27 protein-coding genes are annotated in these 25,185 nt (G+C 73.2%); 16 read left to right on the top strand and 11 right to left on the bottom strand.

What is annotated here, in order from left to right; all coding sequences use genetic code 11:
* The first annotated feature begins 1 nt into the window (after position 1).
* Both ACQPY4_RS35445 and ACQPY4_RS35440 read left to right on the top strand, forming a co-directional pair.
* Positions 2-490 carry a cupin domain-containing protein gene (locus ACQPY4_RS35445; protein ID WP_433328607.1) on the top strand — a complete coding sequence of 163 codons (489 nt, stop codon included), beginning with the start codon at positions 2-4 and terminating at the stop codon, positions 488-490.
* Positions 483-1,232 carry an SDR family NAD(P)-dependent oxidoreductase gene (locus tag ACQPY4_RS35440; RefSeq protein ID WP_433328605.1) on the top strand — a complete coding sequence of 250 codons (750 nt, stop codon included), beginning with the start codon at positions 483-485 and terminating at the stop codon, positions 1,230-1,232. The genes ACQPY4_RS35445 and ACQPY4_RS35440 overlap by 8 nt, the downstream gene beginning before the upstream one ends.
* Here ACQPY4_RS35440 and ACQPY4_RS35435 read toward each other — a convergent pair whose 3' ends face one another.
* A complete protein-coding gene (locus ACQPY4_RS35435) occupies positions 1,233-1,619 on the bottom strand; it encodes a hypothetical protein (protein ID WP_433328603.1) in 387 nt (128 codons plus the stop codon). It abuts the gene before it with no gap.
* Positions 1,620-1,861: 242 nt separating this feature from the next.
* Here ACQPY4_RS35435 and ACQPY4_RS35430 point away from each other — a divergent pair, with 242 nt between their 5' ends.
* The 5 genes from ACQPY4_RS35430 to ACQPY4_RS35410 all read left to right on the top strand — a co-directional run bounded on the left by ACQPY4_RS35430 (position 1,862) and on the right by ACQPY4_RS35410 (position 6,487).
* Positions 1,862-3,757: a hypothetical protein gene (locus ACQPY4_RS35430; RefSeq protein WP_433328601.1), complete on the top strand. Its 1,896-nt coding sequence runs from the start codon at positions 1,862-1,864 to the stop codon at positions 3,755-3,757.
* Between the two features lie 145 nt (positions 3,758-3,902).
* A complete protein-coding gene (locus tag ACQPY4_RS35425; RefSeq protein ID WP_433328599.1) occupies positions 3,903-4,040 on the top strand; it encodes a hypothetical protein in 138 nt (45 codons plus the stop codon).
* Entirely contained in the window at positions 4,037-4,594 is a 558-nt protein-coding gene (locus ACQPY4_RS35420; RefSeq protein ID WP_433328597.1) for a hypothetical protein, read from the top strand. Before ACQPY4_RS35425 ends, ACQPY4_RS35420 begins: the two co-directional genes overlap by 4 nt.
* A gap of 25 nt (positions 4,595-4,619) precedes the next feature.
* Positions 4,620-5,792 carry a sensor histidine kinase gene (locus tag ACQPY4_RS35415; protein WP_433328595.1) on the top strand — a complete coding sequence of 391 codons (1,173 nt, stop codon included), beginning with the start codon at positions 4,620-4,622 and terminating at the stop codon, positions 5,790-5,792.
* On the top strand, positions 5,789-6,487 hold the full coding sequence (locus ACQPY4_RS35410) for a response regulator (RefSeq protein WP_433328593.1): 699 nt from the start codon (positions 5,789-5,791) through the stop codon (positions 6,485-6,487). The genes ACQPY4_RS35415 and ACQPY4_RS35410 overlap by 4 nt, the downstream gene beginning before the upstream one ends.
* Here ACQPY4_RS35410 and ACQPY4_RS35405 read toward each other — a convergent pair.
* The 3 genes from ACQPY4_RS35405 to ACQPY4_RS35395 all read right to left on the bottom strand — a co-directional run bounded on the left by ACQPY4_RS35405 (position 6,484) and on the right by ACQPY4_RS35395 (position 8,285).
* On the bottom strand, positions 6,484-7,056 hold the full coding sequence (locus tag ACQPY4_RS35405; protein WP_433328591.1) for a hypothetical protein: 573 nt from the start codon (positions 7,054-7,056) through the stop codon (positions 6,484-6,486). The two genes, ACQPY4_RS35410 and ACQPY4_RS35405, sit on opposite strands and share 4 nt — an antisense overlap.
* An 83-nt stretch (positions 7,057-7,139) precedes the next feature.
* Complete coding sequence (locus tag ACQPY4_RS35400) at positions 7,140-7,748, bottom strand: phosphatase PAP2 family protein (protein WP_433328589.1); 609 nt, start codon at positions 7,746-7,748, stop codon at positions 7,140-7,142.
* Positions 7,749-7,835: 87 nt separating this feature from the next.
* The gene (locus ACQPY4_RS35395) at positions 7,836-8,285 is read right to left on the bottom strand and encodes a MarR family winged helix-turn-helix transcriptional regulator (protein WP_433328587.1); all 450 of its coding nucleotides are present in this window, start codon (positions 8,283-8,285) and stop codon (positions 7,836-7,838) included.
* Positions 8,286-8,394: 109 nt separating this feature from the next.
* Between ACQPY4_RS35395 and ACQPY4_RS35390 the strand changes: the two genes are divergently transcribed.
* Positions 8,395-9,594 carry an MFS transporter gene (locus ACQPY4_RS35390; protein ID WP_433328585.1) on the top strand — a complete coding sequence of 400 codons (1,200 nt, stop codon included), beginning with the start codon at positions 8,395-8,397 and terminating at the stop codon, positions 9,592-9,594.
* Here ACQPY4_RS35390 and ACQPY4_RS35385 read toward each other — a convergent pair.
* Entirely contained in the window at positions 9,581-10,393 is an 813-nt protein-coding gene (locus ACQPY4_RS35385; protein WP_433328583.1) for a crotonase/enoyl-CoA hydratase family protein, read from the bottom strand. The two genes, ACQPY4_RS35390 and ACQPY4_RS35385, sit on opposite strands and share 14 nt — an antisense overlap.
* 126 nt (positions 10,394-10,519) lie before the next feature.
* Here ACQPY4_RS35385 and ACQPY4_RS35380 point away from each other — a divergent pair, with 126 nt between their 5' ends.
* Genes ACQPY4_RS35380 through ACQPY4_RS35355 form a run of 6 tightly spaced genes read left to right on the top strand, consistent with a single transcriptional unit; the run spans position 10,520 to position 17,279 of the window.
* Positions 10,520-12,064 carry an acyl-CoA synthetase gene (locus ACQPY4_RS35380; protein ID WP_433328581.1) on the top strand — a complete coding sequence of 515 codons (1,545 nt, stop codon included), beginning with the start codon at positions 10,520-10,522 and terminating at the stop codon, positions 12,062-12,064.
* Positions 12,054-12,986, top strand: a complete 933-nt coding sequence (locus tag ACQPY4_RS35375; RefSeq protein ID WP_433328579.1) for a Zn-ribbon domain-containing OB-fold protein — start codon at positions 12,054-12,056, stop codon at positions 12,984-12,986. Before ACQPY4_RS35380 ends, ACQPY4_RS35375 begins: the two co-directional genes overlap by 11 nt.
* Entirely contained in the window at positions 12,983-14,026 is a 1,044-nt protein-coding gene (locus ACQPY4_RS35370; RefSeq protein ID WP_433328577.1) for a thiolase domain-containing protein, read from the top strand. The genes ACQPY4_RS35375 and ACQPY4_RS35370 overlap by 4 nt, the downstream gene beginning before the upstream one ends.
* On the top strand, positions 14,019-15,176 hold the full coding sequence (locus tag ACQPY4_RS35365) for a thiolase domain-containing protein (RefSeq protein WP_433328575.1): 1,158 nt from the start codon (positions 14,019-14,021) through the stop codon (positions 15,174-15,176). The genes ACQPY4_RS35370 and ACQPY4_RS35365 overlap by 8 nt, the downstream gene beginning before the upstream one ends.
* 17 nt (positions 15,177-15,193) lie before the next feature.
* Positions 15,194-16,762: an acyl-CoA synthetase gene (locus ACQPY4_RS35360; protein ID WP_433328573.1), complete on the top strand. Its 1,569-nt coding sequence runs from the start codon at positions 15,194-15,196 to the stop codon at positions 16,760-16,762.
* A 46-nt stretch (positions 16,763-16,808) separates the two neighbouring features.
* Entirely contained in the window at positions 16,809-17,279 is a 471-nt protein-coding gene (locus ACQPY4_RS35355) for a MarR family winged helix-turn-helix transcriptional regulator (RefSeq protein ID WP_433328571.1), read from the top strand.
* Between the two features lie 2 nt (positions 17,280-17,281).
* Here the strand turns inward: ACQPY4_RS35355 and ACQPY4_RS35350 are convergent, their stop codons facing one another.
* Genes ACQPY4_RS35350 through ACQPY4_RS35340 form a run of 3 tightly spaced genes read right to left on the bottom strand, consistent with a single transcriptional unit; the run spans position 17,282 to position 20,624 of the window.
* Positions 17,282-17,860: a TetR/AcrR family transcriptional regulator gene (locus tag ACQPY4_RS35350; protein WP_433328569.1), complete on the bottom strand. Its 579-nt coding sequence runs from the start codon at positions 17,858-17,860 to the stop codon at positions 17,282-17,284.
* Between the two features lie 17 nt (positions 17,861-17,877).
* Positions 17,878-19,953, bottom strand: coding sequence for a YhgE/Pip family protein (locus ACQPY4_RS35345; protein WP_433328567.1), 2,076 nt, complete (start codon positions 19,951-19,953; stop codon positions 17,878-17,880).
* The gene (locus ACQPY4_RS35340; protein WP_433328565.1) at positions 19,950-20,624 is read right to left on the bottom strand and encodes an ATP-binding cassette domain-containing protein; all 675 of its coding nucleotides are present in this window, start codon (positions 20,622-20,624) and stop codon (positions 19,950-19,952) included. The genes ACQPY4_RS35345 and ACQPY4_RS35340 overlap by 4 nt, the downstream gene beginning before the upstream one ends.
* A gap of 183 nt (positions 20,625-20,807) precedes the next feature.
* Between ACQPY4_RS35340 and ACQPY4_RS35335 the strand changes: the two genes are divergently transcribed.
* Positions 20,808-21,182 (top strand): DoxX family protein, encoded by a 375-nt coding sequence (locus ACQPY4_RS35335; protein ID WP_433328563.1) that lies wholly within the window; start codon positions 20,808-20,810, stop codon positions 21,180-21,182.
* Here ACQPY4_RS35335 and ACQPY4_RS35330 read toward each other — a convergent pair.
* The 3 genes from ACQPY4_RS35330 to ACQPY4_RS35320 all read right to left on the bottom strand — a co-directional run bounded on the left by ACQPY4_RS35330 (position 21,179) and on the right by ACQPY4_RS35320 (position 24,131).
* Positions 21,179-22,375 carry a lipid-transfer protein gene (locus tag ACQPY4_RS35330; RefSeq protein ID WP_433328561.1) on the bottom strand — a complete coding sequence of 399 codons (1,197 nt, stop codon included), beginning with the start codon at positions 22,373-22,375 and terminating at the stop codon, positions 21,179-21,181. The genes ACQPY4_RS35335 and ACQPY4_RS35330 overlap by 4 nt on opposite strands.
* A 114-nt stretch (positions 22,376-22,489) precedes the next feature.
* Positions 22,490-22,927, bottom strand: coding sequence for a Zn-ribbon domain-containing OB-fold protein (locus tag ACQPY4_RS35325; protein ID WP_433328559.1), 438 nt, complete (start codon positions 22,925-22,927; stop codon positions 22,490-22,492).
* Between the two features lie 13 nt (positions 22,928-22,940).
* A complete protein-coding gene (locus ACQPY4_RS35320; RefSeq protein ID WP_433328557.1) occupies positions 22,941-24,131 on the bottom strand; it encodes an MFS transporter in 1,191 nt (396 codons plus the stop codon).
* Positions 24,132-24,211: 80 nt separating this feature from the next.
* Between ACQPY4_RS35320 and ACQPY4_RS35315 the strand changes: the two genes are divergently transcribed.
* Positions 24,212-25,138: a LysR family transcriptional regulator gene (locus tag ACQPY4_RS35315; protein WP_433328555.1), complete on the top strand. Its 927-nt coding sequence runs from the start codon at positions 24,212-24,214 to the stop codon at positions 25,136-25,138.
* Positions 25,139-25,185: the final 47 nt, after the last annotated feature.

Raw genomic sequence — 25,185 nt, 5'->3', positions numbered from 1 at the left:
CATGGACACAGTGGCCGAGATCGTCGCGCGCTACGGCCTGGAGCCCCTGCCCGTCGAGGGCGGGCTGTTCCGCCAGACGTGGGCGGGGCCGCCGGACGCCGAGGGCCGCCCGTCCGGCACGGCGATCATGTTCCTGCTGGCCGAGGGCGACTTCTCGGCCCTGCACCGCCTCCCGACCGACGAGGTCTGGCACTTCTACCGGGGAGACCCGCTGGAACTGCTGCTGCTCGACCCGGACGGGGCCGACCGGGTCGTGCTCCTGGGCGGGGAGACCGTCCAGCACGTGGTACCCGCCGGAACCTGGATGGGCGCCCGGGTCGTCCCCGGGGGCGGCTGGTCCCTGTGCGGCACCACGATGGCGCCGGGATTCCTCCCGTCCGACTACGAAGGCGCCGACCGCGCGGCGCTGCTGGCCCGCTACCCCGGCCAGGCCGAGCGCATCGGCGCCCTCACCCGGCCCGACGCGCCGACGAGGATGGACCATGCCTGAGCTGCTCGACGGCCGCACCGCCCTGATCACCGGGGCGAGCGGCGGCATCGGCGCCGGGGTGGCCCGCCAGTTCGCCCGCGCCGGGGCCGCCGTGATCGTCCACTACCACCGCGCCGAGGAGGCCGCCTCGGCCCTCGTCGCGGAGATCAACGCCGGGGGAGGGCACGCGGTCGCGATCGGAGCCGACCTCACCGGCGAGCACCGTCTGGTCGAGGAGGCCGCGGCCTGGCGCGACGGGCTCGACGCCGTGGTGAACTGCGCGGGCGTCCAGCCCGTCCGGCCGCTGGAGGGCATGACGGCGGGCGAGTGGCGCGAGGTCGTCGACGCCAACCTGCACGCCGCCTTCACCTGCACGCAGGCCGCCGCCGCCGTCATGGCCGATCGGGGTGGCAGCGTCACGCACATCGCGTCCATCGAGGGGTCGCGTCCCGCCTCGGGGCACGCGCACTACTGCGCGTCCAAGGCCGCCCTCATCATGTTCGCCCGCTCAGCGGCCCTCGAATACGGCCCGCTGGGTATCCGGGTCAACAGCGTCTCCCCGGGTCTGATCGACCGGGAAGGGCTGGAGGCGGCCTGGCCCGACGGCGTCCGCCGCTGGACCGGGGCCGCCCCGCTCACCCGGTTGGGCCGCCCGGAGGACGTGGGCGACGCGTGCGTCTTCCTGGCGTCGGCCATGGCGTCCTGGATCACCGGTCACGACCTGGTGGTCGACGGCGGTGTGGGAGCCAGGCCCGGCTGGTGACTACCGCACCAGGAACGAGATCAGCTTCGCCAGCAGGTAGTAGGCGCCCGCCGCGATCGCCCAGTTGATGTAGAGCTGCTCCTGGGGGTCGGTCCGGGTGAAGATGTCGTGGAACGGCGTCGCCAGCCAGCGGCCGACGTCAAGGATCCCGTCCACCAGGACGTTGCCGGGATTGGCCTCGCCCCAGGTCAGCAGCATCCCCAAGCCGAGGATCGCGACGGCCGTCCAGCCCGCCGCCATGATCATCATGCTGGCCGCGCTGGTCTTCCCGCGCGCCCACCGCCGTGGCTTCCGCTCCACGGTCGTGTCGCCCGGACCGCTCCGCTGTGGCCGGAGGCGCCATTTGCTCGAACCGCTCCGGTGCTTGCGCCCGATGTTCAAGGCCATGGCCGCTCATTCCTCTCATACTTCGGTTGCCCTCCGCAGGTGCCTCCCCAGCCCCAACCCAAACGCGGGCCCTAATAACGGTCCGTCCATTAATCGTCTCCCGGCCCACCCCGCCGTCGCCCGGGCCGAGATCTATGCACTTGGCGACGAAAACTCTGCGGCGAATGTGCGGAAGGGAGCATTCCGCCGCGACGGCGTCCGGCCGACAATGCCAGCAGCGCGTCGGTCCGGGGAGGTACGGGGTGTCCACCTACACAGAGATCTCTCAGGCTGAGGACGCACGGCTCGTCGACGCCCTGCGCCGCGAACGCGCCGGGGCGGCCGGGTACATCTACAACTATTACGGCCCCCGTCTGTTCGACTACGCCCATGTTCTGGTCGGCGACCGGCAGGTGGCCGTGGACGCCGTCCGCGCGGCCCTGCTGCGCACCCGGCACGAGCCCGGGTCCGTCCCCGACCTCGACCGGTTCCGGGGCTGGCTGTACGGGCTCGTGCGCGGCGAATGCGTGCGCGTGCTCACCGGGCCGTCCGAGGACGCCGCGTCCGCCCGCGTCGTCCGGATGGAGGGCGGCCGCCTGGTCTACGCCTACCGCCTGGCCGCCCGGGGCGACCTGCACAAGGAGGCGTCCGAGCTCGCGGAACGCCACGGCCTGAGCACGGCCGACCTGGCCGTCGCCCTGGACGTGTCCCCCGAACGCGTCACCGACCTGCTGGAAAACCCCCAGCCCGCCCCCGCCGCCGAGCCCCCCGTCCCCGAGCCCGAAACCGAAAAGGTCACCGCCCCGAACCCCCTCCTCGGAAGCGTCCTGGACGCGACCTTCTTCGGCACCGAAGACCCCACCGTCACCCCCGCGCCCTCCCCAGCCGACACCGCCCTCGCCGCCGCCGTGTCCGCACCCCTACAACCCGCCCCACCCACCCCCGCCAAGCCCGAGTCCCTAGCGCCCGAGCCCGCCTCCACCGAACCCGAGTCCCTCCCGCCCGCCAAGCCCACGCCCGCGCCCGTCGCCTCCGACGCCCCCGCGCCCGCTATGCCCGTCGCGTCCGCGTCCGCCGCCGAGCCCGCCTCCGCCGAGCCCGCCTCCGCTGCGCCCGCGTCCGCTGCGCCCGCGTCCGCTGCGCCCGCGTCCGCCGAGCCCGCGCCCGCCGCCTCCGACGCCCCCGCGCCCGCTACGCCCGTCGCGTCCGCGTCCGCGTCCGCGTCCGCGCCCGCGCCCGCCGGGCCCGCGTCCCCCGTGCCCGCCGTGCCCGCCGCGTCCGTCGCGGCCGCGCCCGCTGTGCCCGTCGCGGCTGCGGTCGCTGCGTCTGTTGCGATGGCTGAGGGCGGGGCGGGTGGCTTTGCTTCGGTGTCGGGGGGCGGGGCCGTGTCGGCGGTCGATGTCGCGCTTGCGGCCGCTGCCGGGGTGGGGATGGCGGGGGAGGTGGGCCCGGAGAGTGTGCCGGACGAGGAGAAGGCGGCGGCCTCGGCCGCTCCGGGCGCCTCCCCGGTCGTGGTCAAGGGGAAGCGCTGGAAGTCGCGGCGGGCGGTTCTGCTCGATGTCGGCGCGGTGGCGGCCGGGGCGATACCGGTGATCGCGTTCGTGCTGGTTCCGGTGGTCAACGACGGGCTGTCGCCGTCGGCCGCGCCGCGCGGGGTGAGCACGTCCCCGGCCGCCACGGGGGCGCCCGCGCCGGACGGGCAGGCGCCGCGGGCCGGGGGCGGCTCGCCCGGTCCCGAGTCCCGGCCCGCCAAGGAGACCGAGAAGCCGGACGTCGTGCCGATGGGCAAGCCCGCCCAGAAGCCGTCGCACTCGAAGCCCGCCCCGTCCGGGAACGCGAACGCGAGCGGGAAGAGCGGGACGCTGGCGATCAATGACGGGGGATGCCGGGGCGTCGGCGTCGCGCGGACGGTGAGTTCCTGCCGGGTGACGCTCACCGCGCGCGGCGGGCCGGTGCGCTGGGGTGTGGCCTCGACCAACCCCGGGAACGCGCGGGTCTCGGCGTCCGGCGGGGGGACGCTGGCCGAGGGCCAGTCCACGTCGGTCACCGTGACCATCAGCTCGACCGTCCGCTGCTACGCCTCGGGCGGGGGCAGGGGGTCGGTCCGGTTCTCTCCCGGGGGCAGTGCCCAGATCTCCTACAGCTGCTGGATGCCCTGACGCCCTACTCCATCTGGAGTAGGGGCGGCAAGGCGCGCGCGTATACGCCGAACCCGTCGCGCTGGGGAGGAATCGACCCGATCACGGCGCGAGACTCGGAGCAGGCCCGCAGACGGCGGCCCTCGCTTCCGAGGATGTGAGTTCGATGATCAAGTGGGCGGGACGCGTTCTGGTCGGGCTCGTCTGGCAGCCCGGCGGCTTCTTCCTGGGCCTGGTTCCGGTGGGGACGCTCCTGGCGGGAGCCGGGAAGGCGTCCTCGCGCGTGTTGGGGGAGGCGGCGTGATCAGAAGCCCGAAGGTGTGGGGGGCGACGGTGCGGGAGTGCCGTGTCTCCTACCCGTGCGACCGGTTCCTGGAGCCGCCGTACCGCAGTTACCACCGGGCCGTCAGCGTCCAGGCGCCGTCCTGGATGACCTTTCGATGGCTCTGCCAGCTGAAGGTCGGCGAGTACACCTATCCGCTCCTCGGCTCGGGGCCGCGGCGCCTCACGCCCGGGTCCGGGGAGCTGGCCATCGGGCAGCGGTTCCTGATCTTCGATCTGGTCGACTTCCGGGCGGACGACCACATCACCGGCGTCACGGCTCCGGAGCTGGCCGCGAAGTACGGCGCGATCGCCGTGACTTACCGCGTCGTTCCCCGCAACGCCACGCACAGCCGCATCATCGTGCGCTCCAACGTCGCCGGGGACGCGGGCCTGCCGCGCTGGCTGCCCGGCCCGCTCGCCTGGGCCGACGCCGTCCTGATGCGCAAGCAGCTGCTCACCCTGAAGGCGCTGGCCGAGCGCGACTGGCAGGCGCGCCGCGCTCCCCGCGCCTACCAGGCGGAACGCTACGATTAGCCACGCACGTGAGCAGGGTGGGACGGTGAAGATCCGCAAAGCGATCGGCGGCGACATCGCGCTGGCATCGGTGATGCTGGTCGTGCAGTTGCTGGGCGCCAAGGCGATGTCGGTGCCGGTCTATCTCTACGTGCTCGACACCGGGGGCTCGCCGCCGATCAGGCTGGAGCCGACGCCGGTCGACGCGCTGGGCTACGCGCTGCTCGCCGTCGTCTCGCTGGGCATGGTGGCGCGCAGCGCGTGGCCGGTCGCCACCTTGGTGCTCACCAGCGGCATCTTCGCCGTTTACATGTGGCGCGCGTATTCGGTGGGCCCGATCGTGCTGACGGTGGCGCTCTGCCTGTTCACCGTGGTGCTGGCCGGACGGCGCTGGCAGGCACTGACCGCGCTGGCGTTCGTGGTGGCCGCCACGACCATCTGGATCCCGCGTATCGAAGCCGCCCACGGCGAGCTGTCGTCGTTCGTCTGGACGGTGGTCGCCTTCTTCTCGACCGTCCTGGCGATCTTCGGGACTCCCGTCCTGGTGGGCGAGATCCTGCGCAACAGGCGCGAGGCGGCCGACCGGCGGATCGTCCAGGCCGAGCGGGCGGCCGAGCACCGGCTGACCGAGCAGCGGCTCGACTTCGCCCGCGAGGTGCACGACGTCGTGGCGCACACGATGGCCGGGATCGCCGTGCAGGCCGCGGCGGCGCTGCGCCTGCTGGACGACCCGCCGCCGGAGGTGCGCACGGCGCTGGTCGACATCCGGACCGCGAGCCGGGAGGCCCTGCACGACCTGAAGGAGACCGTCGGCTCCATGCGATGCGCGCCGCAGAGCGCCTCGAAGGGGCTCGACCATCTGGAGGCGCTGGTCACGGCCGTCCGCAAGGCCGGGGTGCCGGTGACGCTCGAACGGGAGGGCGCGCCGAGGCCGCTGCCCGCCCGGGTCGACCACGTGGCCTACCGTGTCGTCCAGGAGTCGCTGACCAACGTCCTGCGGCACGCCGGGCACGGGGCGGGTGCCGGGGTGCGACTGGAGTACGGCCCGTCCGAGCTGCTGGTCCACGTCACCGACGACGGGACGGGCGGCGACGGCACGGGGCACGGCCTGGCGGGCATGCGCGAGCGTGTGGAGGCGCTGGGCGGGACGACCCGCGCGGGCAACCGCCCGGGCGGCGGCTTCGAGGTCGCGGCGCGGTTGCCGCTGGGGGACGCGTGATCCGCATCGGGCTGGCCGACGACCAGGCGATGGTCCGCACGGGGTTCCGGCTGCTGCTGGCCGCCGAGCCGGGCATGGAGATCGTCGGGGAGGCCGAGAACGGCGGCGCCGCCGTGGCGCTGGCCCGCGACCTGCGTCCCGACGTGCTGCTGATGGACATCCGGATGCCCGAGGTGGACGGCCTGACCGCCACCCGGCGCATCGTGGCCGACCCCGAACTCCGCGCCGTCCGCGTGGTGATCCTCACGACCTACGCCGAGGACGCCAACGTCTTCGCGGCCCTGCGCGCGGGGGCGAGCGGGTTCCTGGTCAAGGACGCCGAGGCCGACGAGCTCGTCCAGGCGGTGCGGGTGGTGGCGCGCGGCGACGCGCTGCTGGCGCCCGCGGTGACGCGCGGGGTGATCGCGATGTTCTCGCAGGTCCGCCATCATCCCGAGGCCCAGGCCGACGGCCAGGACCTGGCGATCCTCACCCCGCGCGAGCGCGAGGTGCTCGCCCTGGTCGCCAGCGGCCTGTCCAACGAGGAGATCGCCGTCCATCTGGGCATGAGCCCGCTGACGGCCAAGACCCATGTGGGGCGGACGATGACCAAGCTCGCGCTCCGCGACCGCGCGCAGCTCGTGGTCTTCGCCTACGAGTCGGGCCTGGTGCGCCCGGGCCGCGAGAGACGGCCGGACGCACCGACCGAGCCCTAGAAGGCGGGGTATTCGGTGTTGCCGGAGATCCGGTGCCTGCCCGCGACAACCGGGGCGAACGGGGCCGGGCCGTTGCACTTCGGAACGTCCACGACGGGCGCCTCCAGGTCGACTCCCCAAGAGAACCCCACCCGCCCGCCGCGGTGAGTGCTGATCGACAGCCCCACCCGGTGGCCGATCAGGGCGCTCGCCTCTCCGGGAGGGGTCTTGGTGACGACGCCGGTCATCGTCACGTTGCCGCGGCCTCCGGGCAGGACGCAGTCGATCGTGCCCTGGATGCCGCCGTCCTGCGGCTCGCCCGGAGGGGTATGCCAGCCGGTGAAGGTGCCCTTGGCGCCCTTGACGTTCCCCCGCGCGTTGACGGTCAGTTTGAACTTGTCCTGGGGGAAGGGCCGGTAGGAGAAATGCGCGGTTCCCTCGACCACGGTCTCGGTCGGGTCGGCCTTGGTCTTTCCGCCGGCCTCCTCGGCGAACGAGGAGGTCAGCGGCGCGACCCCCACGGCCCCCGCCGCCAGGGTCGCGAGCAGAATTCCTCGGCGCGAGAGCTTCGTGCGCGTTTTTGTCGACATGCCCCGAGCCTAGGAACCCAAAAAGCGCGAATCGCCCTGCGACCGAATGAACCGGACGCTGCTCCGCTCGCAGTACGCGCTGGTCAGGTCGTCCGGACGGAGTCGTCCGGGCGGGTGCGGAACACCGCCGAGGCGAGCAGCCCGACGCCCGCGGTGGCGACCAGCGCGGCGACCACGTCCACGAGGTAGTGCTCCCCGAGGACGACCCGGCTCGCCCCGACCAGGGCGATCATGACGGCCGCGCCGGGGACGACGACGCCGCGCCACAGCGGCGGCAGGCGACGGGCGATCATCACGGCGGTGAAGCCGAGCGCGGTCATGACCACGACATGGCCGCTGGGGTAGGTCCAGTCCTGCTCGGTGACGGGCGGGCCCGAGCGCTGGAAGACCGTCTGGAGGACGAGCGTCCCCAGGCAGGCGGCGAGCACGGCGGCGCAGCGGGCCACCAGGACGGCCGAGCGCTCGCGCCACCACAGGGCCACGGCGGCGGCGAGGACGGCGACCACGGCCAGGATCGTGCCGGCTCCGCTGACGGCCACCGCCGCGTCGGCCCAGAAGCCCGACTCGGCGTACAGGTGGTCGGCCACCCAGGCGTCGAGCGGCGGGACCCGGTCGCCCAGCAGCGCCCCGGCGACCAGCACGGCGCCGAGCCCGAGGCCCCCGGCCAGGACGGTGTTTCGAGAGTTCGTCATGAGTCGAGCCTGGCGGAGACGCCCCCGAGACGGCATCGGGGAATCACCCCGGGACGTCCCCGATCTCTCGCATATCGAGACGTTCGGTCAGGCGGGGTGCAGGGCGCGCACGGCGGCGACGAGCGGCGCGTACTCGTCGTTCCGCTCGGCCTCCGACAGCGCCTCGTCGAGGGCCTTGTCGTTGGTCGGACGGGCCCGGGCCAGCAGCTCGCGTCCGGTTTCGGTGACGTCGGTGTAGATGCCGCGCCGGTCGTCGGGGCACAGGTAGCGCTCCAGCAGGCCGCGCTCCTCCAGGCGGGTGACCAGCCGGGTCGTGGCGCTCTGCGACAGCACGAGCGACTCGGCGAGCTGGTTCATGCGCAGGTGGCCGCCGTCTCCGGGGTGCTGGCCGATGAGGACGTTCAGCGCGGAGTACTCGCGGACGCTGAGGTCGTGCTCGGCCTGCAGCGCGCGTTCGATGTGCGTCTCGATGCGGTCGTGCAGGGCCTGGAGGGCGCACCAGCCCTGTGCGGGCCCGGGGGTCGGCATCTTCGACATGGTCCGATGCTACCCGCTGTCCGCAATAGACGACATTGCCAAATGCCCGCGTCTGCAACTATTGTGAGCGCCTGTTATAGGAGTGTGCATCGACTTGAAGGGGCGTGACATGCCGCTCGCACTGCTGGCCCTGGCCATCGGGGCCTTCGGGATCGGGACGACCGAGTTCGTGATCATGGGCCTGCTGCCCGAGACCGCCGACACCTACGACGTGTCGATCCCGACGGCGGGCTACCTCGTCACGGGATACGCGCTGGGCGTGGTGCTCGGGGCGCCGTTCCTGGCCACCATCGGGACGCGGTTCTCGCGCAAGCGCATGCTGATGGCGCTGATGGGGATCTTCGTCGCCGGGAACCTGCTGTCGGCGCTCGCGCCCACCTTCGGCCTGATGCTGGCCGGGCGGGTGGTGACCTCGCTGGCCCACGGCGCGTTCTTCGGCATCGGGTCGGTGGTCGCCTCCGGCCTGGTCGCCAAGGGACGCGAGGCCGGGGCGATCGCCGCCATGTTCACCGGGCTGACCGTGGCCAACGTCGTCGGCGCGCCATTCGGGACATTCGTCGGGCAGCAGCTGGGCTGGCGCTGGACGTTCGCCGGTGTCGCCGCGCTCGGCGTCATCGGGTTCGCCGGGGTCGCGCGCCTGGTGCCCGCCGACCCGAAGCCGGAGGCGCGGGCCGGACGCGTCCGGCAGGAGTTCGCGGCGTTCGGGAACGTCCAGGTGCTGCTGGCGATGGGCATGACCGTCCTCGGCTTCGGCGGCGTGTTCGCGGCGATCACCTACATCGCGCCGATGATGACCGAGAGCGCGGGCTACGGCGACGCCGCCGTGAGCTGGCTGATGGTCCTGTTCGGGATCGGGATGGTGATCGGGAACCTGGTCGGCGGGCGGTTCGCCGACAGGGCGCTGATGCCCATGCTCTACACGGCGCTGATCGCGCTCGCGGTCACACTGGCCCTGTTCACGGCGACCTCGCACCACAAGGTCGCGGCGGCCGTGACGATCCCGCTGATCGGGGCGTTCGGGTTCGCGACCGTCCCGCCGCTGCAGAAGCGGGTGCTCGACCAGACGGCGGGCGCGCCCACGCTGGCCTCGGCGATGAACATCGGAGCGTTCAACCTCGGCAACGCGCTGGCGGCCTGGCTCGGCGGGCTGGTCATCGCTGGCGGGTTCGGGATCTCCGCGCCCAACTGGGTCGGCGCCGCCCTGGCCGCGAGCGCGCTCGGGCTGGCGGTCGTCTCCGGGCTCCTGGAGCGCGGCGCCGCGGCCCGGCGTCCCGTCGAGGAGCGGGTGCCCGTCGCTACTTCCCCTTGAAGTCCGCGGGGCGCCGCTCCTTGAAGGCGGTGGCGCCCTCGACGGCGTCCTCGGAGCCGATCACGGGCCAGCCGAGCTCGTCGGAGACCTTGAGCGCCTCGTCCTCGGGGAGGTGCTCGGTCTCGCGGTAGGTGCGCAGGATCGCCTGGACGGCCAGGGGGCCGCAGGCCGCGACCTGTCCGGCCAGGTCGCGGGCGGCCTCCAGCGCCGTCCCGGCCGGGACGACCCGGTTGACCAGCCCCATGGCCAGCGCCTCGGCGGCGGCGACCGGACGGGCGGTGAGCAGCACGTCCATCGCCGCCGCGTAGCCGATCTGGCGCGGCAGCCGGATCGCGGCCCCGCCCATGGGGAACAGCCCGCGCCTGGCCTCGTACAGGCCGAGGGTCGCGTCCTCCGCCACCACCCGCAGGTCCGTCCCGATGAGAAGCTCGGTGCCCCCGGCCACGGCATAGCCCTCGATGGCGGCGATGAGGGGCTTGGAGGGGCGGTCCTCCCGCAGCAGCCCCTTCCAATGGAAGTTGGGAATCTCCTGTGTGCGCGCTTGCACGCGAGGGTCGGACGAGGGGGTGCCCATGGCCTTCAGGTCCGCGCCCGCGCAGAAATGGCCCCCGGCCCCGGTGAGGATCGCGACGCGGACCTCCGGGGTCGCGGAGACATAGGCCCAGGCGTCGGCCAGGCCGACGAGCATCGCGGTGCTGAGCGCGTTGCGGGCCTCCGGCCGGTCCAGCGTGACGGTGACGACCGGTCCCTCCCGCTCGACGGCGCAGTGCTCGGTGCTGATCGGCAGGCGTTCGCCCATGGCTCCTCCGCATCCAGAAACAAGAACAGATTCTAGATAAATGATCGGCTTTCCAACAGGGCTTGCTCGATAAAACGAGAACGTGATCTACTTTCAGGGTCCGGCCGTCTGGACGAGGGAGGACCGATGGGGTCGTTGGGCTTCTGGCGGCTTGCGCAGGCCGATCCCGAGTGGGTCGCGGCCATCGATCCGGACGGGTCCGAGCACACCGCGGGCGAGCTGCTGGCCCGCGCGAACCGGCTCGTCCACGGGCTGCGCGACCTCGGGCTGCGCCCGGGAGACGGCATCTGCGGGCTCGTCCCGAATGGGACGCGGGGCCTGGTGCTCTACCTGGCCGCGCTCCAGGCGGGCTGGTACTACACGCCGATCAACTGGCACCTGACCGGGCCGGAGATCGCCTACATCCTGGCCGACAGCGAGGCCAAGGCGTTCTTCCTGCACGACCGGTTCCGGGCCGAGGGCACCCGCGCGGCGCACGCCGTCGAGCCCCACCGCCGGTTCGCGTTCGGGACGGCCGACGGGTTCCGTCCCTACGAGGAGCTCGTCGAGGGCCAGTCCGAGGACCTGCCGGACGCGCGCACCAACGGCGCCACCATGCACTACACGTCCGGCACGACCGGGCGTCCCAAGGGCGTGCGGCGCGGGCTCGCGGGCATCGACCCCGACGACAGTGCCGAGCTGATGACCTTCCTGCTGGCGATGTTCGGGATCGAGACCGGCCGCCCGCAGGCCCACCTGGTGACCTCGCCCAGCTACCACACGGCCGTGAGCCAGTTCGGCGGCACGGCCCTGCACATGGGCCACACGCTGGTGTACCTCGACCGCTGGGACGCCGAGGAGTGCCTGCGCCTGATCCAGGAGCACGCGATCACCAACACCCACATGGTGCCCACCCACTTCAAGCGGCTGCTGTCCCTTCCGGAGGAGGTGCGCAAGCGCTACGACGTCTCCTCGATGCGCTGGGCGATCCACGCCGCCGCGCCCTGCCCGGTACCGATCAAGCAGGCGATGCTGGACTGGTGGGGCGACTGCGTCTGGGAGTACTACGCCGCGACCGAGGGCGGCGGGACGATCGCCTCGCCCCAGGACTGGCGGGCCCACCCGGGCACGGTCGGCAAGGCGTGGCCCATCAGCGAGCTGCTGGTCGTGGACGGCGAGGGGAACCCGGTCCCCGCCGGGACGACCGGCACCATCTACATGAAGATGCTGGGCTCGGAGTTCGAGTACAAGGGCGACCCCGCCAAGACCGAGGAGAACCGGCTCAGGGGCTTCTTCACCGTCGGCGACATCGGCCATCTCACCGACGACGGCTTCCTGTTCCTGTCCGACCGCGCGTCCGACCTGATCATCTCCGGCGGGGCCAACATCTATCCGGCCGAGATCGAGAACGAGATCGTCGTGCATCCCAAGGTGGCGGACGTGGCCGTCTTCGGCGTCCCGGACGAGGAGTGGGGCGAGGCGATCAAGGCGGTCGTCGAGCCCGCCGAGGGCGTGCGGCCCGGTCCCGCGCTGGCCGCCGAGATCCTGGCGTCGCTGGACGGGCGGCTGGCCCGCATGAAGTGGCCGCGCACCATCGACTTCATCGAGACCATGCCGCGCGAGCCCAACGGCAAGCTCCTGAAACGCAAGCTCAGAGACCCGTACTGGAAGGGGCACGAGCGTGCCATCTGAGGCCGAGCCCCACGTCCTGGAATTCCCCGGCGGCTACACCCGGTCGGTCGGACCGGTGATCGGGCGCTTCCTCACCGAGCTGCGCGACGGCCGGCTGGTCGGCGTCCGGACGGCGGGCGGGCGGGTGCTCGTCCCGCCGACCGAGTACGACCCGGACGGCGGCGAGGCGGTCACCGGCGAGTTCGTCGAGGTCGGCCCCGCCGGGACCGTCCGGACGTGGTCGTGGGTCCCGCGCCCGTCGCCCGCGCATCCGCTCGACCGGCCCTTCGCCTGGGCGCTCATCGCCATGGACGGCGCCGACACCGCGCTGCTGCACGCCCTCGACCTGGGCGAGTTCGAGACGGGCGCGCCACCGCCCAAGGCCCTGCGCACGGGGATGCGCGTCCGGCCCAAATGGCGGGCCGAGCGTTCCGGGACGATCGCCGACATCGAGTGCTTCCGCCCCGAGGTCACCATGATCAACGCACCCTCGCGCCTGGCCTACGAGCTGCGCGCGGGCCGCGCGCAGGACCGCTTCCTCGAAGGCATCGCGCAGGGCCGCATCCTCGGCCACCGGTGCGGGGTGTGCGACCAGGTCATCGTCCCGATGAAGGGCCTGTGCCCGCGTGACGGCGTCCCGACCACCGAGGAGGTCGAGCTGCCCGGCACCGGAACCGTCACCACGTTCGCCGTCAACAACCTGCCCGACCCGCGCGCGCCCGAGGTCCCGTTCGTCTCGGCCTACATCCTGCTGGACGGTGCCGGGCTCACCATGCTCGCCCTGGTCGCGGGCCTCCCCGCGGACCGGGTCCGGATGGGCATGCGCGTCCAGGCGGCGTGGCGACCGCGCGAGGAATGGGGTCCCACGATGGCCAACATCAAGTGGTTCGAGCCCCTCGACGAACCCGACGTCCCCTTCGACGCCATCCGGGACTACCTGTGAGCACCCAGATCGCAGTGGTGGCGTTCGTGCAGACGCGGCACTCCGGGGTGGACGAAGGGCTCACGGAGGTCGAGCTGCTCGCGCCCGTCATCGGTGAGATCAAGGAGCGGACGGGCCTGAAGCGGTTCGGGTTCACGTGCTCGGGGTCGTGCGACTACCTGGCCGGGGCGCCGTTCTCGTTCGTCTCGGCGCTGGACGCGCTCGGCGCCTGGCCGCCGATCTCCGAGAGCCATGTGGAGATGGACGCGGCCTGGGCGCTGTACGAGGCGTGGGTCAAGCTGCGCCTCGGCGAGGTCGACACGGCGCTGGTGTACGGGTTCGGCAAGCCGTCCCAGGGCGTGCTGCGCGAGATCATGACCCGGCAGCTCGACCCGTACTACCTGGCGCCGCTGGGGATCGACCAGGTCTCGCTGGCGGCGTTGCAGGCGCGCGCGCATCTGGAGCGGGCGGGCGCCAAGGAGGACGACCTGCGGGCCGTCGCGTCCCGTGCCCGCGCGGCCGGGCGCGGCAACCCGTTCGCCCTGCACCTGCCCGATCCGCCGCCCGAGGAGGAGTACGACGTGGCGCCGCTGCGCCCGTCCGACGTCGCGCCGGACGCCGACGGCGCCGCCGCGATCGTGCTGGCCTCGGGCGACGCGGCGCGCGACCTGTGCGAGCGGCCCGCCTGGATCGCCGGGATCGACCACCGGAGCGAGCCGCACCTGCCGGGCGTCCGCGATCTGAGCCGCTCGGTCTCGGCGCGGCTGGCGGGGGAGCGGGCGGGCGCGGCGGGCGTCCAGGTGGCCGAGCTGCACACCGCCTTCAGCCACGAGGAGCTGATCCTGCGCGAGGCGCTCGGCCTCGGCGACGGCGTGGAGGTCAACCCGTCCGGCGGGCCCCTGGCGGCGAACCCGGTGATGGCCACCGGGCTGATCCGCATCGGGGAGGCCGCCGCCCGCGTCCACGACGGGACGGCGACGCGCGCGCTGGGCCACGCCACCTCCGGGCCCTGCCTCCAGCAGAACCTCGTCTGCGTCCTTTCGGGAGACGACCATGGGTGAGCCCTGCGCGATCGTGGGCGTGGGCCAGACGGCCTACAAGACCAAGAGGCTGGACGTCTCCATGGCGGGCCTGCTGCGCGAGGCGGCCCGGCGTGCCCTCGACGACGCCGAGCTGACCTGGAACGACATCGACGCGGTGGTGATCGGCAAGGCGCCCGACCTGTTCGAGGGCGTGATGATGCCCGAGGCGTACCTGGCCGACGCGCTCGGCGCCGCCGGAAAGCCCGTCATGCGGGTGCACACCGCCGGGTCGGTCGGCGGCTCCACGGCCATCGTCGCGGCGAGCCTGATCCAGGCGGGCGTCCACGACCGGGTGCTCACCGTGGCGTGGGAGAAGCAGTCGGAGTCCAATGCCACCTGGGCGCTGACCGTCAACACCCCGTTCGCCACCTCGCTCGTGGTGGGCGCGGGCGGCTACTTCGCGCCGCACATCCGCGCCTACATCCGCCGCTCGGGCGCGCCCGAGCACATCGGCACGCTGGTCTCGGTCAAGGACCGCAGGAACGCGCTGAAGAACCCGTACGCGCATCTGCGGATTCCCGGCATCTCGCGGGAGATGGTCGAGTCGACCCCGATGCTCTGGGAGCCGATCCGCTACCTCGACACGTGCCCGTCGTCCGACGGGGCCTGCGCGATGGTGCTGGCGAGCGACCGCGCGGCCCGTGCCGCGCCGCACCGTCCGGCCTGGGTGCACGGGACGGCCATGCGCTCGGAGCCGATCTTCTTCGCCGGGCGCGAGACCGTGAACCCGCGCGGCGGCGTCGACTGCGCCGCCGACGTCTACCGGCAGGCCGGGATCGCCGACCCGCGCCGCGAGCTCGACTGCGCCGAGGTCTACGTCCCGTTCTCCTGGTACGAGCCGATGTGGCTGGAGAACCTCGGCTTCTGCGGCGAGGGCGAGGGCTGGAAGCTCACCGAGTCCGGGGCGACCGCGCTGGACGGCGACATCCCCTGGAACGCCTCCGGCGGCGTGTTGTCGTCCAATCCGATCGGCGCTTCGGGGATGATCCGGTTCGCCGAGGCGGCCCTCCAGGTCAGCGGCCGGGCGGGCGAACACCAGGTGGACGGGGCCAAGCGCGCCCTCGGCCACGCCTACGGGGGAGGCGCGCAGTTCTTCGCGATGTGGATCGTCGGCGACGAGAAGCCCTAGAGCCTGCGGAGGCGTCCATGGAGTTCAACCACGCCGATCTGTTCGAGGGCCTCGCCGACGCGGTGGGCGACCGGGTCGCGCTGGTCTGCGGCGACCGCCGCCTCACCTACGCCGAGCTGGACGCGCACGCCAACCGCCTGGCGCACCACCTGGAGTCGGCCGGGGTGGGGCCGGGCGCGCACGTCGGCGTCCAGCTCTACAACGGCGTGGAGTACGCCGCCGCGCTCCTGGCCGCGCTGAAGATCCGTGCCGTGCCCGTGAACGTCAACTACCGGTACGTGGAGAGCGAGCTGCTCTACCTGTACCGCGACTCCGACATGGTCGCGCTGCTGTACGACGTGGAGTTCGAGCACCGCGTCGCCGCCACCGCCCCGCACGCGCCGCGACTACGGCACCTGCTCGCCGTCGGCGGGCCCACCCGGATCGGCGTCCCCTACGACGCGGCGCTCGACGCGCAGCCGCCCTCCCGGGGCTTCCCGCGGCGCTCGGGAGACGACACCTACGTCATCTACACCGGCGGGACGACCGGCATGCCCAAGGGCGTGCTGTGGGGGACCGAGGACCTGTTCTTCGCGTTCGCCAACCCGACCCAGCCGCTCCCGGACCGTCCCGAGGACGTCATCGAGCGGGCCGGGGCGTCCGGCCCCCTGACGATGATGCCGATCGCGCCGATGATGCACGGCGCCGCCCAGATGGCCACGTTCATCGGCTGGTGGATGGGCGCGACCGTGGTCTACCGGCGCCGGTTCGAGGCCGCCGGGGTCTGGGACGTCGTGGAGCGCGAGGCCGTCAACTCGGTCACCGTCACCGGCGACGCGATGGCGATCCCGATGGTCGAGGAGCTGGAGCGCCGTCCCCGTGCGCTGCCCTCGCTGCTGGCGTTCGTCTCGACCGGGGCGATCCTCACCGGCGCCGTCCGCGACCGCCTCCAGCGCGCGCTCCCGAACGTGGCCATCCTGGACAGGTTCGGGTCGAGCGAGTCCGGGTCGACCGCCGCCGCCGTCGCGGGCTCGACACCGGAGAAGGGGCTGCGGTTCGCGCCCGACGTCCCGGACGTCGCCGTCCTGGACGACGCGCTCCAGCAGGTCAAGCCGGGTTCGGGGGTGATCGGCCAGGTCGCGCGCACCGGCCGCATCGCGCGCGGCTACTACAACGACCCGGAGAAGACCGCCCGCACCTTCCCGGAGGTCGACGGCCGCCGCTGGCTCCTGACCGGCGACATCGCCACCGTCGAGGAGGACGGCTCGATCCTGGTCTACGGGCGCGGCTCCCAGGCGATCAACACCGGCGGCGAGAAGGTCTTCCCCGAGGAGGTCGAGGCCGTCCTGAAGGGCCATCCCGGCGTCTACGACGCCGTCGTCACCGGCATCCCCGACCCGCGCTGGGGCAGCCGCGTCGCCGCCGTCGTCCAGCCCTCGGACGCCGCCCTGGACGCCGCGGCCCTCGACGCGCACTGCCGCGCCCGCCTGTCCGGCTTCAAGGTGCCGCGCACCTACGCGTTCGTCGAGGAGGTCGTGCGCTCGCCCGCTGGGAAGGCCGACTACCGCTGGGCCCGCCGGGCCGCCGAACGCGCCACAGAGCGTTAGGCTGCGGTAGCGGGAACGGCTCTGTTCTTCGGAGAGGTGGCGCGGCGTGGCGAGCCCAGATCGGGAACGGGCGATCGAGGAACTGCGCCTGGCGATCCGGCGCAACACCATGTTCACGGTGCTGCTGCACCACGCGACCGCGAGCATGGCCGGCATGAACGTCACCGACGCGCAGTGCATCGGCGCGCTGGCCCTGGACGGCCCCCAGACCCCCGGACGTCTCGCCGAGGTCATGGGCATCACGACCGGCGGCGCGATCACCGCCGTCATCGACCGGCTGGAGAACGCGGGCTACGTCAAGCGCACCCGCGACCCCGACGACCGCCGCCGGGTGATCGTCGAGCCGGTGCCGGAGAACGTCGCCCGCTTCGCCCGGTACTTCGAGCCCATCGGCCGCATGTTCAACGAGCGCGTCGCCGAGTGCAGCGACGAGCAGCTGCGGTTCCTGATGGAGTGGATCGACGGCCTCAACACCCGCATGCCCGAGGTGATCGACGAGGTCCGCGGACTGCCCTGAGGTCAGCCCGCCAGACGGCCGCGCAGCAGGTCCATCAGGGTCTGGTGGACCTCGTCGAGCGGGCGGCCCGGCTGCAGGGTGCGCCACTGGAGGGCGACGGTGATGACCATGCCGAAGACGGCGGCGGCGGCCGTCTCGGTGTCGAGGTCCGCGCGCAGGTCGCCCGCGGCGACGGCCGCGCGGAGCGCGTCGTCGATCACGGCCATGGCGCGCTCGCGGATGAGCACGGCGGCGCGGTGCCAGTCGCCGCCGCCCGAGCGCCACGCCTCGGCGATCAGGAGCCGGGCGAACGACTCGTGCTCCCCGATGAAGGCCAGCTCGGCGCCGACCAGCGCCTCCAGGGCGGCCAGCGGCTCGCGTCCCTCGGCGGCCTGCGCCAACGTGGCGGCCAGCCGCCCGATCCCGTAGTCGAGCAGCGCGGTGAACAGCCCGGCCTTGCTGCCGAAGTTGTAGTAGACGGTGCCCTTGGCGACCCCGGCGCGCTCGGCGATCTGGTCGACGGTGGTCGCGGCGAAGCCATGCTCGGCGATCAGCTCGATCGCGGCGGCGAACAACCGCTCCCGTGTCGCAGCCCGGCCCACGGCCCCGCTCCGTCCTGTCAGAGTTTCAGCGCGGGGTGCAGGCGCTTCATCGTCCACACCCGGTTCTGCCGCACCGCCAGCGCGGTGAGGGCGAGCCCTCCGGCCAGGAATGCCGCCAGCACGGCACAACCCTGCCATACCGGGCTCAAGCTCCCGCCGCCGATCAGGTGCCGGACGGCGTCGACCGCCCACGACATCGGCAGGAAGGGCCGGATCGCCTGGAAGAACACGGGGCTGGTCTCGATCGGGTAGGTGCCCGCCGCCGAGGTCAGCTGGAGCATCAGCAGCGCGAGCGCGACGACGCGTCCCAGCGGCCCGAACCGGGCGTTGGCCCACTGGATCACCGCCATGAACGCGGCGGCGGTCAGGCACAGGAACGCGATCAGGCCGGGCCAGCGCGCGGCCTGGAGCCCGAGGCTGAAGTGCAGGACGGCCAGGACGATCAGCACCTGCCCCGCCCCGATCGCGGCGGCCGGGAGCCACCCGGCCAGGGCGACCCGCCAGGCGGGCGCGGTCGACGCCTGCGCGCGCGGGCTGACCGGGCGCAGCAGCATGAAGATCAGCATCCCGCCGACCCAGAGGGCCAGCGTGACGAAGAAGGGCGCGAACCCGGTGCCGTAGTTCGGTGCCTTGTTGTCGGTGGTGCTGGCCAGCCGGACGGGGCTGCTCATCATGTCGGCGCGGGCGTCGCGCTCGGCCTTTCCGTAGGCGGGGACCTGCCGGGCGCCGTCCTTGAGCCCGGCGGCCAGGTCCTGGTTGCCGTCGGCGATCTGGCCGAGCGCCGATTCCAGCGTGACGGCGCCGTCGGAGAGCGTGCCGAGCCCGCTGGTCAGAGTGGACGAACCGGACAGCAGCTTGCCCGCCCCGGTGCCCAGCTGTGCCGACCCCGAGGCGAGTCGCTGTGCTCCCGCGTCGAGCCGGTCGATGTTCCTGCGCGCGCTTTCGACCTTCCCGGCGAGCGCGGGCGCGTCCTTGGCGATCTTGCAGGCGATCCGCTCCACGGTCCGGGCATTGGCGGCGATCTCGCGCAGCTCGGTGACGTGCGCGTCGATGTAGCCGTCGACCTTGCGCGCCACCGCGACGACCTGGTCGGCGGCGTCGGTGAGACGCCTTGCGACGTCGGGCGGGATCTCCGGGTACTGGTCGAGATGCCGTGCGAGATCGTCCCTGGCCTGCTCGGCGCGTTTCACGGCGGCCTCGGTCTCGGCGGGGAGCTTGCCCGCGCCGTCGGCGAGCAGGTCGGCGCCGTCGGCGACCAGCAGCGCGGCGCGTCGGATGTCCGGCGCGTGCGTGCGCAGAAGCGGGACGACCACATCGCCGGCCCGGTCGACGGCGGTCGCGAGCCGCCGCGTCCCGCCGGCGAGTTGCCGGTTGCCCTCGGCGACCTTGTCGGCGCCCTCGCGCAGCGTGCCGAGACCGGAGGTCAGCTTGGCGCTGCCGTCGTGGGCCTGGTCGATCCCGCCTTTCAGCTTCCCGGCGCCGTCACGGGCCTGGCCCGACCCGTCGGCGAGCTTGCCCGCGCCGTCGGCGGCCTCGCCCAGCTTCCCGTGCAGCTTGCCGAACGAGATGAAGATCTGGTCGAGATAACCGCGCACCGCGTCGCCCGCGGCGGCCGCGCTGATCTCCTTGAACGCGGCCTGGGCCAGCGTGCCGATGACGTAGTTGTTGGCGTCGTTGAGCTGGAGCTTCAGCCCGGCGGCGGAGGGACGCCCGTCGCCGGACGGCGAGGCGATGCGGGAGCTGAAGTCCCTCGGGATGGTCAGCGCCATGTAGTAGTCGCCGTCGCGCACGCCCTGGCGGGCCCGCTCCTCGCTCACCGTCCGCCAGTCGAAGACCTGCCGCTTCTTGAGCTCCTTGGCGAGCTCGGCCCCCGCGTTGACGGTCCTGCCGTCGGCCTTGGCGGGACGGTCCTGGACGACCAGCGCCACCGGGACGTGCTTGAGCCGGGCGTACGGGTCCCAGAACGACCACAGGTACAGCCCCGCGTACAGCAGGGGGAGGAGCATCAGGCCGACCACGGCGATCAGCGTCAGCGGGTTGCGCAGGAAGCGGCGGAGTTCGAGTCCGCCCGTGGACAGGACGGGGAGTCTCATCGGGTGCTCCCTTCCACGGAGCGGTGTAGCGGGACGATCCGGGCGAGGCCCTCGGCCGGGGCCGGGTCATGGCAGGTCGCGATGACCGTGACGCCGCCGGCCGCCAGCGCGTGCAGGCCGCGCCACATCGCGCGCTGGCGGTCCAGGGGGAGGCCCTCGTCGACGTCGTCGAGCAGCAGCAGGCCGGGGTCGCCCACCAGGCCGAGCGCGGCGCCCAGCAGCACCGCCTCGTCCGGGGCGAGGTCCTCGGCGAGCGTCTTCGGGTCGACGGCCAGGCCCACGCGCCCGAGGGCCGCGCGGATGCGCTCGCCGCGTCCGCGCCACCGTCCGAAGATCCCCTCGCGCAGGTCGAGGGCCTCGCTCACATGCTCGCCGACGGTCAGCCGGGGATCGAGGTCGGTGACCCCGGCGACCACGCCCAGCGAGGCGACCCGCTGGACGGCGCGCAGCTCGTCCGGCAGGCGGTGCGGTCCGACGGACGCGGTGCCCGAGGTGGGTTTCATCCGTCCTCCCAGGGTGAGGAGGAGGGCGGTGCGCCCGGTGCCCGCGATGCCGCCGACGGCGGCCAGTGCCGCCGGGGGCACGTCCAGGTCGACGTCGCGGTAGACCCAGCCCCGCGAGCCGCGCAGGGACAGGCCCTCGGCCTCCACCCGGAGCGGCTTGGCCGCCATGAAGCCTCCCGTTTTTGAACTGACCAGTCAGTACAAAAATAGCCCCGCACGGCGCCCCCGTCAGCCCGACCGGCCGGTGACCCTCCCCACACGCACGACAAGCCCCCGACCCGAACGGGCCGAGGGCTTGCCCTTGATGACCCTGCGGTCACCGAACGGGGTTCGGCGTGAGATCCTGCGCGGATGACGACCTCGCCGCGCGCCGCCCGCTCCCTGGCGGTCTTCATGGCCGCCGCCGGGACGGGGCACTTCCTCGTCCCCAAGCCGTTGGACGCCATCGTCCCCGAGCAGCTCCCCGGGAGCGCGCGCACGTGGACCTACATCAGCGGGCTGGCCGAGCTGGCCTGCGCCGCCGCCATCGCCCACCCCAGGACGCGCAGGCGGGGCGCGCTGGCCACCGCCGCGCTGTTCGTCGCGGTGTTCCCCGCGAACGTGAAGATGGCGATCGACTGGCGCGACAAGCCGCTCCCGCTGCGTGCCGCCGCCTTCGGCCGCCTGCCGCTCCAGGCCCCGCTGGTCGTCTGGGCGCTCAAAGCGGCCAAGGACCACAAGGGCTAGCGGACAGCGATCACGGCCGATCCATGGCCGAACAGGCCCTGATTGACGGCGATCCCGGCGCGCGCGCCGTCGACCTGGCGTCCGGCCGCCTGGCCCCGTAGCTGCCAGGTCAGCTCGCAGACCTGGGCGATCGCCTGCGCGGGCACGGCCTCGCCGAAGCTGGCCAGCCCGCCCGACGGGTTGACGGGCACGCGTCCGCCGAGCGCCGTGGCGCCCGAGCGCAGCAGGCCCTCGGCCTCGCCCGGCCCGCACAGGCCGATGTCCTCGTACCAGTCGAGTTCGAGGGCCGTGGACAGGTCGTAGACCTCGGCCAGCGCCAGGTCGCCGGGGCCGAGCCCCGCCTGCTCGTAGGCGGCTTCGGCGATCGCCGCGCGAAACGTCCGCTCGGGCGGCGGGACGGCCAGCGCCGAGTCCGTGGCGAAGTCGGGCAGGTCGAGCACGGTCTTGGGGAACGACGGCGTCGCGGTCGACAGCCCGGCGACGCGGACCGGGTCGGCCCGGCCGTGCGCGCGGGCGAACTCCAGCGAGGACAGCACCAGGGCGGCCCCGCCGTCGCTGGTCGCGCAGATGTCCAGCAGCCGCAGCGGGTCGGCGACCATCGCCGACGCGCGGACGTCGTCGAGGGTCACCTCCTTGCGGTAGCGCGCGTTCGGGTTGGCCGCCCCGTGGCGGGCGTTCTTGACCTTGACGGCGGCGAAGTCGTCGGTCGTCGCGCCGTGCAGCGCCATCCGCCGCCGCGCGAACAGCCCGAAGTAGATCGGGTTGGACGCCCCCAGCAGGCGGAACCGCAGCCAGTCCGGATCGTCGGGGCGGTCGCCGCCCACCGGCGTGAAGAAGCCCTTGGGCGCGGCGTCGGCCCCCACCACCAGCGCGACGTCGCAGAGCCCCGCCAGGATCTGGGCGCGGGCCGCGTCGATGGCCTGGGCACCCGACGCGCACGCGGCGTAGCTGCTGCTGATGCGCGCGCCCGTCCAGCCGAGCGCCCGCGCGAACGTCGCGCCCGCGACGAACCCCGGGTATCCGTTGCGGATCGTGTCGGCGCCCGCCACGTACTGGACGCGCGTCCAGTCGAGCCCGGCGTCGGCGAGCGCCGCGCGCGCCGCCACCAGCCCGTACTCGACGAAGTCACGTCCCCATTTCCCCCAGGGATGCATCCCAGCTCCGAGCACGGCGATCTCGGTGTCGGTGTTCATGGCCTCGCCTCCGCTCGGCGGCTCACAGCCGTCTTGCGCGGCGGCTTCCCTCGTCGCTCCGGTCGCAAGCTCCCTGCACTCCTCAGTCCAGCCACCACGCGGCTGTGAGCACACTCATGGGAGAGGGCTCCACATCCAGGTGGTGTAGTCGGTGTCGTCTTCGGCGTAGAGCGTCGCTTCGGTGAGCTCGACCTCCATGCCGACCTCCAGGGGCGGATGGCCGGGGACGACCTGGCCGAGGACGACCATGCGCTCGGCCGCCAGCTCGACGGCGGCGATGGTGAAGGGCACGAACGGATCGGGCGAGACGTACGGCGGCGGTGGCCGGTAGCGCGAGTCGGTGAACGACCAGACGCGTCCCCGGGGCGAGAGAGTGTGCTCCTCTAGTTCGGAACCGTCCCTGGGGCCCGTGCAGCCCGGGTTGCGGCAGGCCAGGTCGTTGCGGGGGAAGTACGGGGTCCCGCAGGAGACGCAGCGCGTCCCCACCAGGCGGACGGCGCCGTCGGCCGAGGTGAACCAGCCCGCGACGGCCGGACGTCGTTCCCTGGGCACGGGCGCCCTCCCGTCACTTGACCAAGCGTCCGCTCAAATCTATAACACGTTCTACTTGGACGGCACCCTCGCGGCGCGACGGGGCGATCGCGACGGCGATCGCGAGCAGGGCCAGCACATACGCGGCCGTCCCGGTCCAGCCGCCGGTCTCGTAGGCCAGGCCCCCGGCGGTGCCGCCGACGCTGCTGCCGAGGTAGTAGGCGAACAGGTAGAGGGCGGACGCCTGCGCGCGCGCCGAGGAGGCCAGGAGCCCGACCCAGCCGCTGGCCACCGAATGCGCCGCGAAGAACCCGACGGTGAAGCCCAGCAGCCCCACCGCGACCAGCGGGACGGAGGGCGGAAGCGTGAGCGCGATCCCGGCGGCGGCCAGGCCCAGCGACCCGAGCAGCACCGGACGCCGTCCGGCACGGTCGGCCAGCGTCCCGGCGCGGGCCGAGGCGAACGACCCGCCGAGGTACATGACCGAGATGAGGCCGACGACCGTCTGGGGCAGGCCGAACGGCTCGGCGAGCAGGCGGTAGGACAGGAAGTTGTAGACGGTCACCATGCCCGCCATCAGCACCAGCGCGATCAGGAACAGGCGCCGCAGCCCGGGGTCGGCCAGGTGCGCGAGCAGGTTCCGGTGGTCGACGCGGGACGGCACGAACGCGCGGGACGGCGGCAGCAGCGCCCAGAACACGGCCGTGCAGACGAGCGCGGTCAGCGCGGTCGCCGCCAGTGCCCAGCGCCATCCGGCCAGGTCGGTGACCAGTCCGGGGATCACCCGGCCGAGCAGGCCGCCCAGGCTCGTCCCGGCGATATAGCGGCCCATAGCGCCGCCGAGCGAGGCCGGGGCGACCTCGTCGGCGAGGTAGGCCATGGCGACGGCGGGCACTCCCGCGAGCGCGACGCCCTGCACGGCGCGCGCGATCGCCAGCGTCGTGAACGACGGGCAGAGCGGCAGCGTCAGGCCCACGGCCGCGGCGGCCACGGAGGAGACGACCATGACCCGAGTGCGCCCGAACCGCTCGGACAGCGAGCTGACGGGGATGACGGCCAGCGCGAGGGCGCCGGTGGCCAGGGAGACCAGCAGGCTGGCGCGGGTGGGGGAGACGTGGAAGCTCGCCGACAGTTCGGGGAGCAGGGCCTGCGTGCAGTAGAGCGACATGAACGTGGTCAGTCCCGCCGCGAACAGCGCGAGGTTGAGCCGGCGCGGGGTCCGCATGGTCTCCAGGGTTCTCCCACCGGCGGTGATGCGTCCAATGAAAGTTCCATCAAGAACTGATGCCGGGTATGCATGAGTGCATGGACCTGACCACGGTGCGGTGGTTCCTGGCCGTCGCCGAGCACGGGCACGTCACCCGGGCGGCGGCCGAACTGCGCGTGTCCCAGCCCGGCCTCTCCCGCGCCGTCGCCCGTCTGGAGCGCGAGTTGGGGTACCCGCTCCTCGATCGCGAGGGTCGCGGCGTCGTCCTCAGCCACTATGGCGAGATCTTCGCCGAGCGCGCGCGGCGGCTGGTGGCCGAGGAGGAGGCGGCCCGCCGCGCCCTCGCCCGCGCGGCCGACCCCGAACGCGGCGAGGTGTCGCTGGCCTTCCTGCACACCCAGGGGCCGTCGTTCGTCCCGGACCTGATCCGCCGGTTCCGCGCCGACCACCCGGACGTGACGTTCCGGCTGAGCCAGGACCGCGCCGAGCGCGTCGAGGCCGCCGTCCGCGAGGGCCGTGCCGATCTGGCCATCACCAGCCCCCGCCCGGACGAGTCCTCGACCGGAGCCGAGGCGGGGAGCACCTCCCTGGCCTGGCGGCCGTTGGTGACCGAGCGGCTCAGCGCGGCGGTGCCGGTGGGGCACCGGCTGGCGGGGCGGTCGCGGTTGCGGCTGGACGAGCTGGCGGGGGAGCCCTTCGTGGCGTTCCGGCGCGGCGCCGGGCTGCGCACGATCGGCGACGCCCTGCTGGACGGGGCGGGCATCCGGCCGGAGATCGCGTTCGAGGGCGAGGAGTCCGGGACGGTCCGCGGGCTGGTCGCGGCCGGGCTCGGGGTGGCGATCGTGGCGCCGCCGGGCGACCCGGCGGAGGCCCGGGGTGTGCGGCACGTTCCCTTGACCGATCCGGGCGCGCAGCGTGTGATCGGACTGATCTGGGTGCCCGCCCGGACGGCCCCGCCCGTGGTGGAGGGCTTTCGCCGGTTCGTGCTCGCCCGGGCGGACCGGCTGCCGGGGCCCGCTAACTGACCGGTCGGTTACTTGCCGGTAGAGTAAACCGAGTCGGATTCTGCTGA

Source organism: Spirillospora sp. CA-294931, assembly GCF_050946795.1.
Classification (GTDB): Bacteria; Actinomycetota; Actinomycetes; order Streptosporangiales; family Streptosporangiaceae; genus Spirillospora.
Note: the sequence above shows the minus strand (reverse complement) of the source record. Positions and strands in the feature narration are given on the sequence as shown.

What these genes read in the sequence shown, in the direction of transcription:
- ACQPY4_RS35320 (WP_433328557.1), bottom strand. Translation starts at nt 24,131, where the DNA reads ATGCGGACCCCGCGCCGGCTCAACCTCGCGCTGTTCGCGGCGGGACTG.
- ACQPY4_RS35330 (WP_433328561.1), bottom strand. Translation starts at nt 22,375, where the DNA reads ATGAACACCGACACCGAGATCGCCGTGCTCGGAGCTGGGATGCATCCC.
- ACQPY4_RS35435 (WP_433328603.1), bottom strand. Translation starts at nt 1,619, where the DNA reads ATGGCCTTGAACATCGGGCGCAAGCACCGGAGCGGTTCGAGCAAATGG.
- ACQPY4_RS35405 (WP_433328591.1), bottom strand. Translation starts at nt 7,056, where the DNA reads ATGTCGACAAAAACGCGCACGAAGCTCTCGCGCCGAGGAATTCTGCTC.
- ACQPY4_RS35340 (WP_433328565.1), bottom strand. Translation starts at nt 20,624, where the DNA reads ATGGCGGCCAAGCCGCTCCGGGTGGAGGCCGAGGGCCTGTCCCTGCGC.
- ACQPY4_RS35315 (WP_433328555.1), top strand. Translation starts at nt 24,212, where the DNA reads ATGGACCTGACCACGGTGCGGTGGTTCCTGGCCGTCGCCGAGCACGGG.
- ACQPY4_RS35380 (WP_433328581.1), top strand. Translation starts at nt 10,520, where the DNA reads ATGGGGTCGTTGGGCTTCTGGCGGCTTGCGCAGGCCGATCCCGAGTGG.
- ACQPY4_RS35390 (WP_433328585.1), top strand. Translation starts at nt 8,395, where the DNA reads ATGCCGCTCGCACTGCTGGCCCTGGCCATCGGGGCCTTCGGGATCGGG.
- ACQPY4_RS35395 (WP_433328587.1), bottom strand. Translation starts at nt 8,285, where the DNA reads ATGTCGAAGATGCCGACCCCCGGGCCCGCACAGGGCTGGTGCGCCCTC.
- ACQPY4_RS35360 (WP_433328573.1), top strand. Translation starts at nt 15,194, where the DNA reads ATGGAGTTCAACCACGCCGATCTGTTCGAGGGCCTCGCCGACGCGGTG.
- ACQPY4_RS35345 (WP_433328567.1), bottom strand. Translation starts at nt 19,953, where the DNA reads ATGAGACTCCCCGTCCTGTCCACGGGCGGACTCGAACTCCGCCGCTTC.
- ACQPY4_RS35425 (WP_433328599.1), top strand. Translation starts at nt 3,903, where the DNA reads ATGATCAAGTGGGCGGGACGCGTTCTGGTCGGGCTCGTCTGGCAGCCC.
- ACQPY4_RS35365 (WP_433328575.1), top strand. Translation starts at nt 14,019, where the DNA reads ATGGGTGAGCCCTGCGCGATCGTGGGCGTGGGCCAGACGGCCTACAAG.
- ACQPY4_RS35445 (WP_433328607.1), top strand. Translation starts at nt 2, where the DNA reads ATGGACACAGTGGCCGAGATCGTCGCGCGCTACGGCCTGGAGCCCCTG.
- ACQPY4_RS35335 (WP_433328563.1), top strand. Translation starts at nt 20,808, where the DNA reads ATGACGACCTCGCCGCGCGCCGCCCGCTCCCTGGCGGTCTTCATGGCC.
- ACQPY4_RS35385 (WP_433328583.1), bottom strand. Translation starts at nt 10,393, where the DNA reads ATGGGCGAACGCCTGCCGATCAGCACCGAGCACTGCGCCGTCGAGCGG.
- ACQPY4_RS35440 (WP_433328605.1), top strand. Translation starts at nt 483, where the DNA reads ATGCCTGAGCTGCTCGACGGCCGCACCGCCCTGATCACCGGGGCGAGC.
- ACQPY4_RS35400 (WP_433328589.1), bottom strand. Translation starts at nt 7,748, where the DNA reads ATGACGAACTCTCGAAACACCGTCCTGGCCGGGGGCCTCGGGCTCGGC.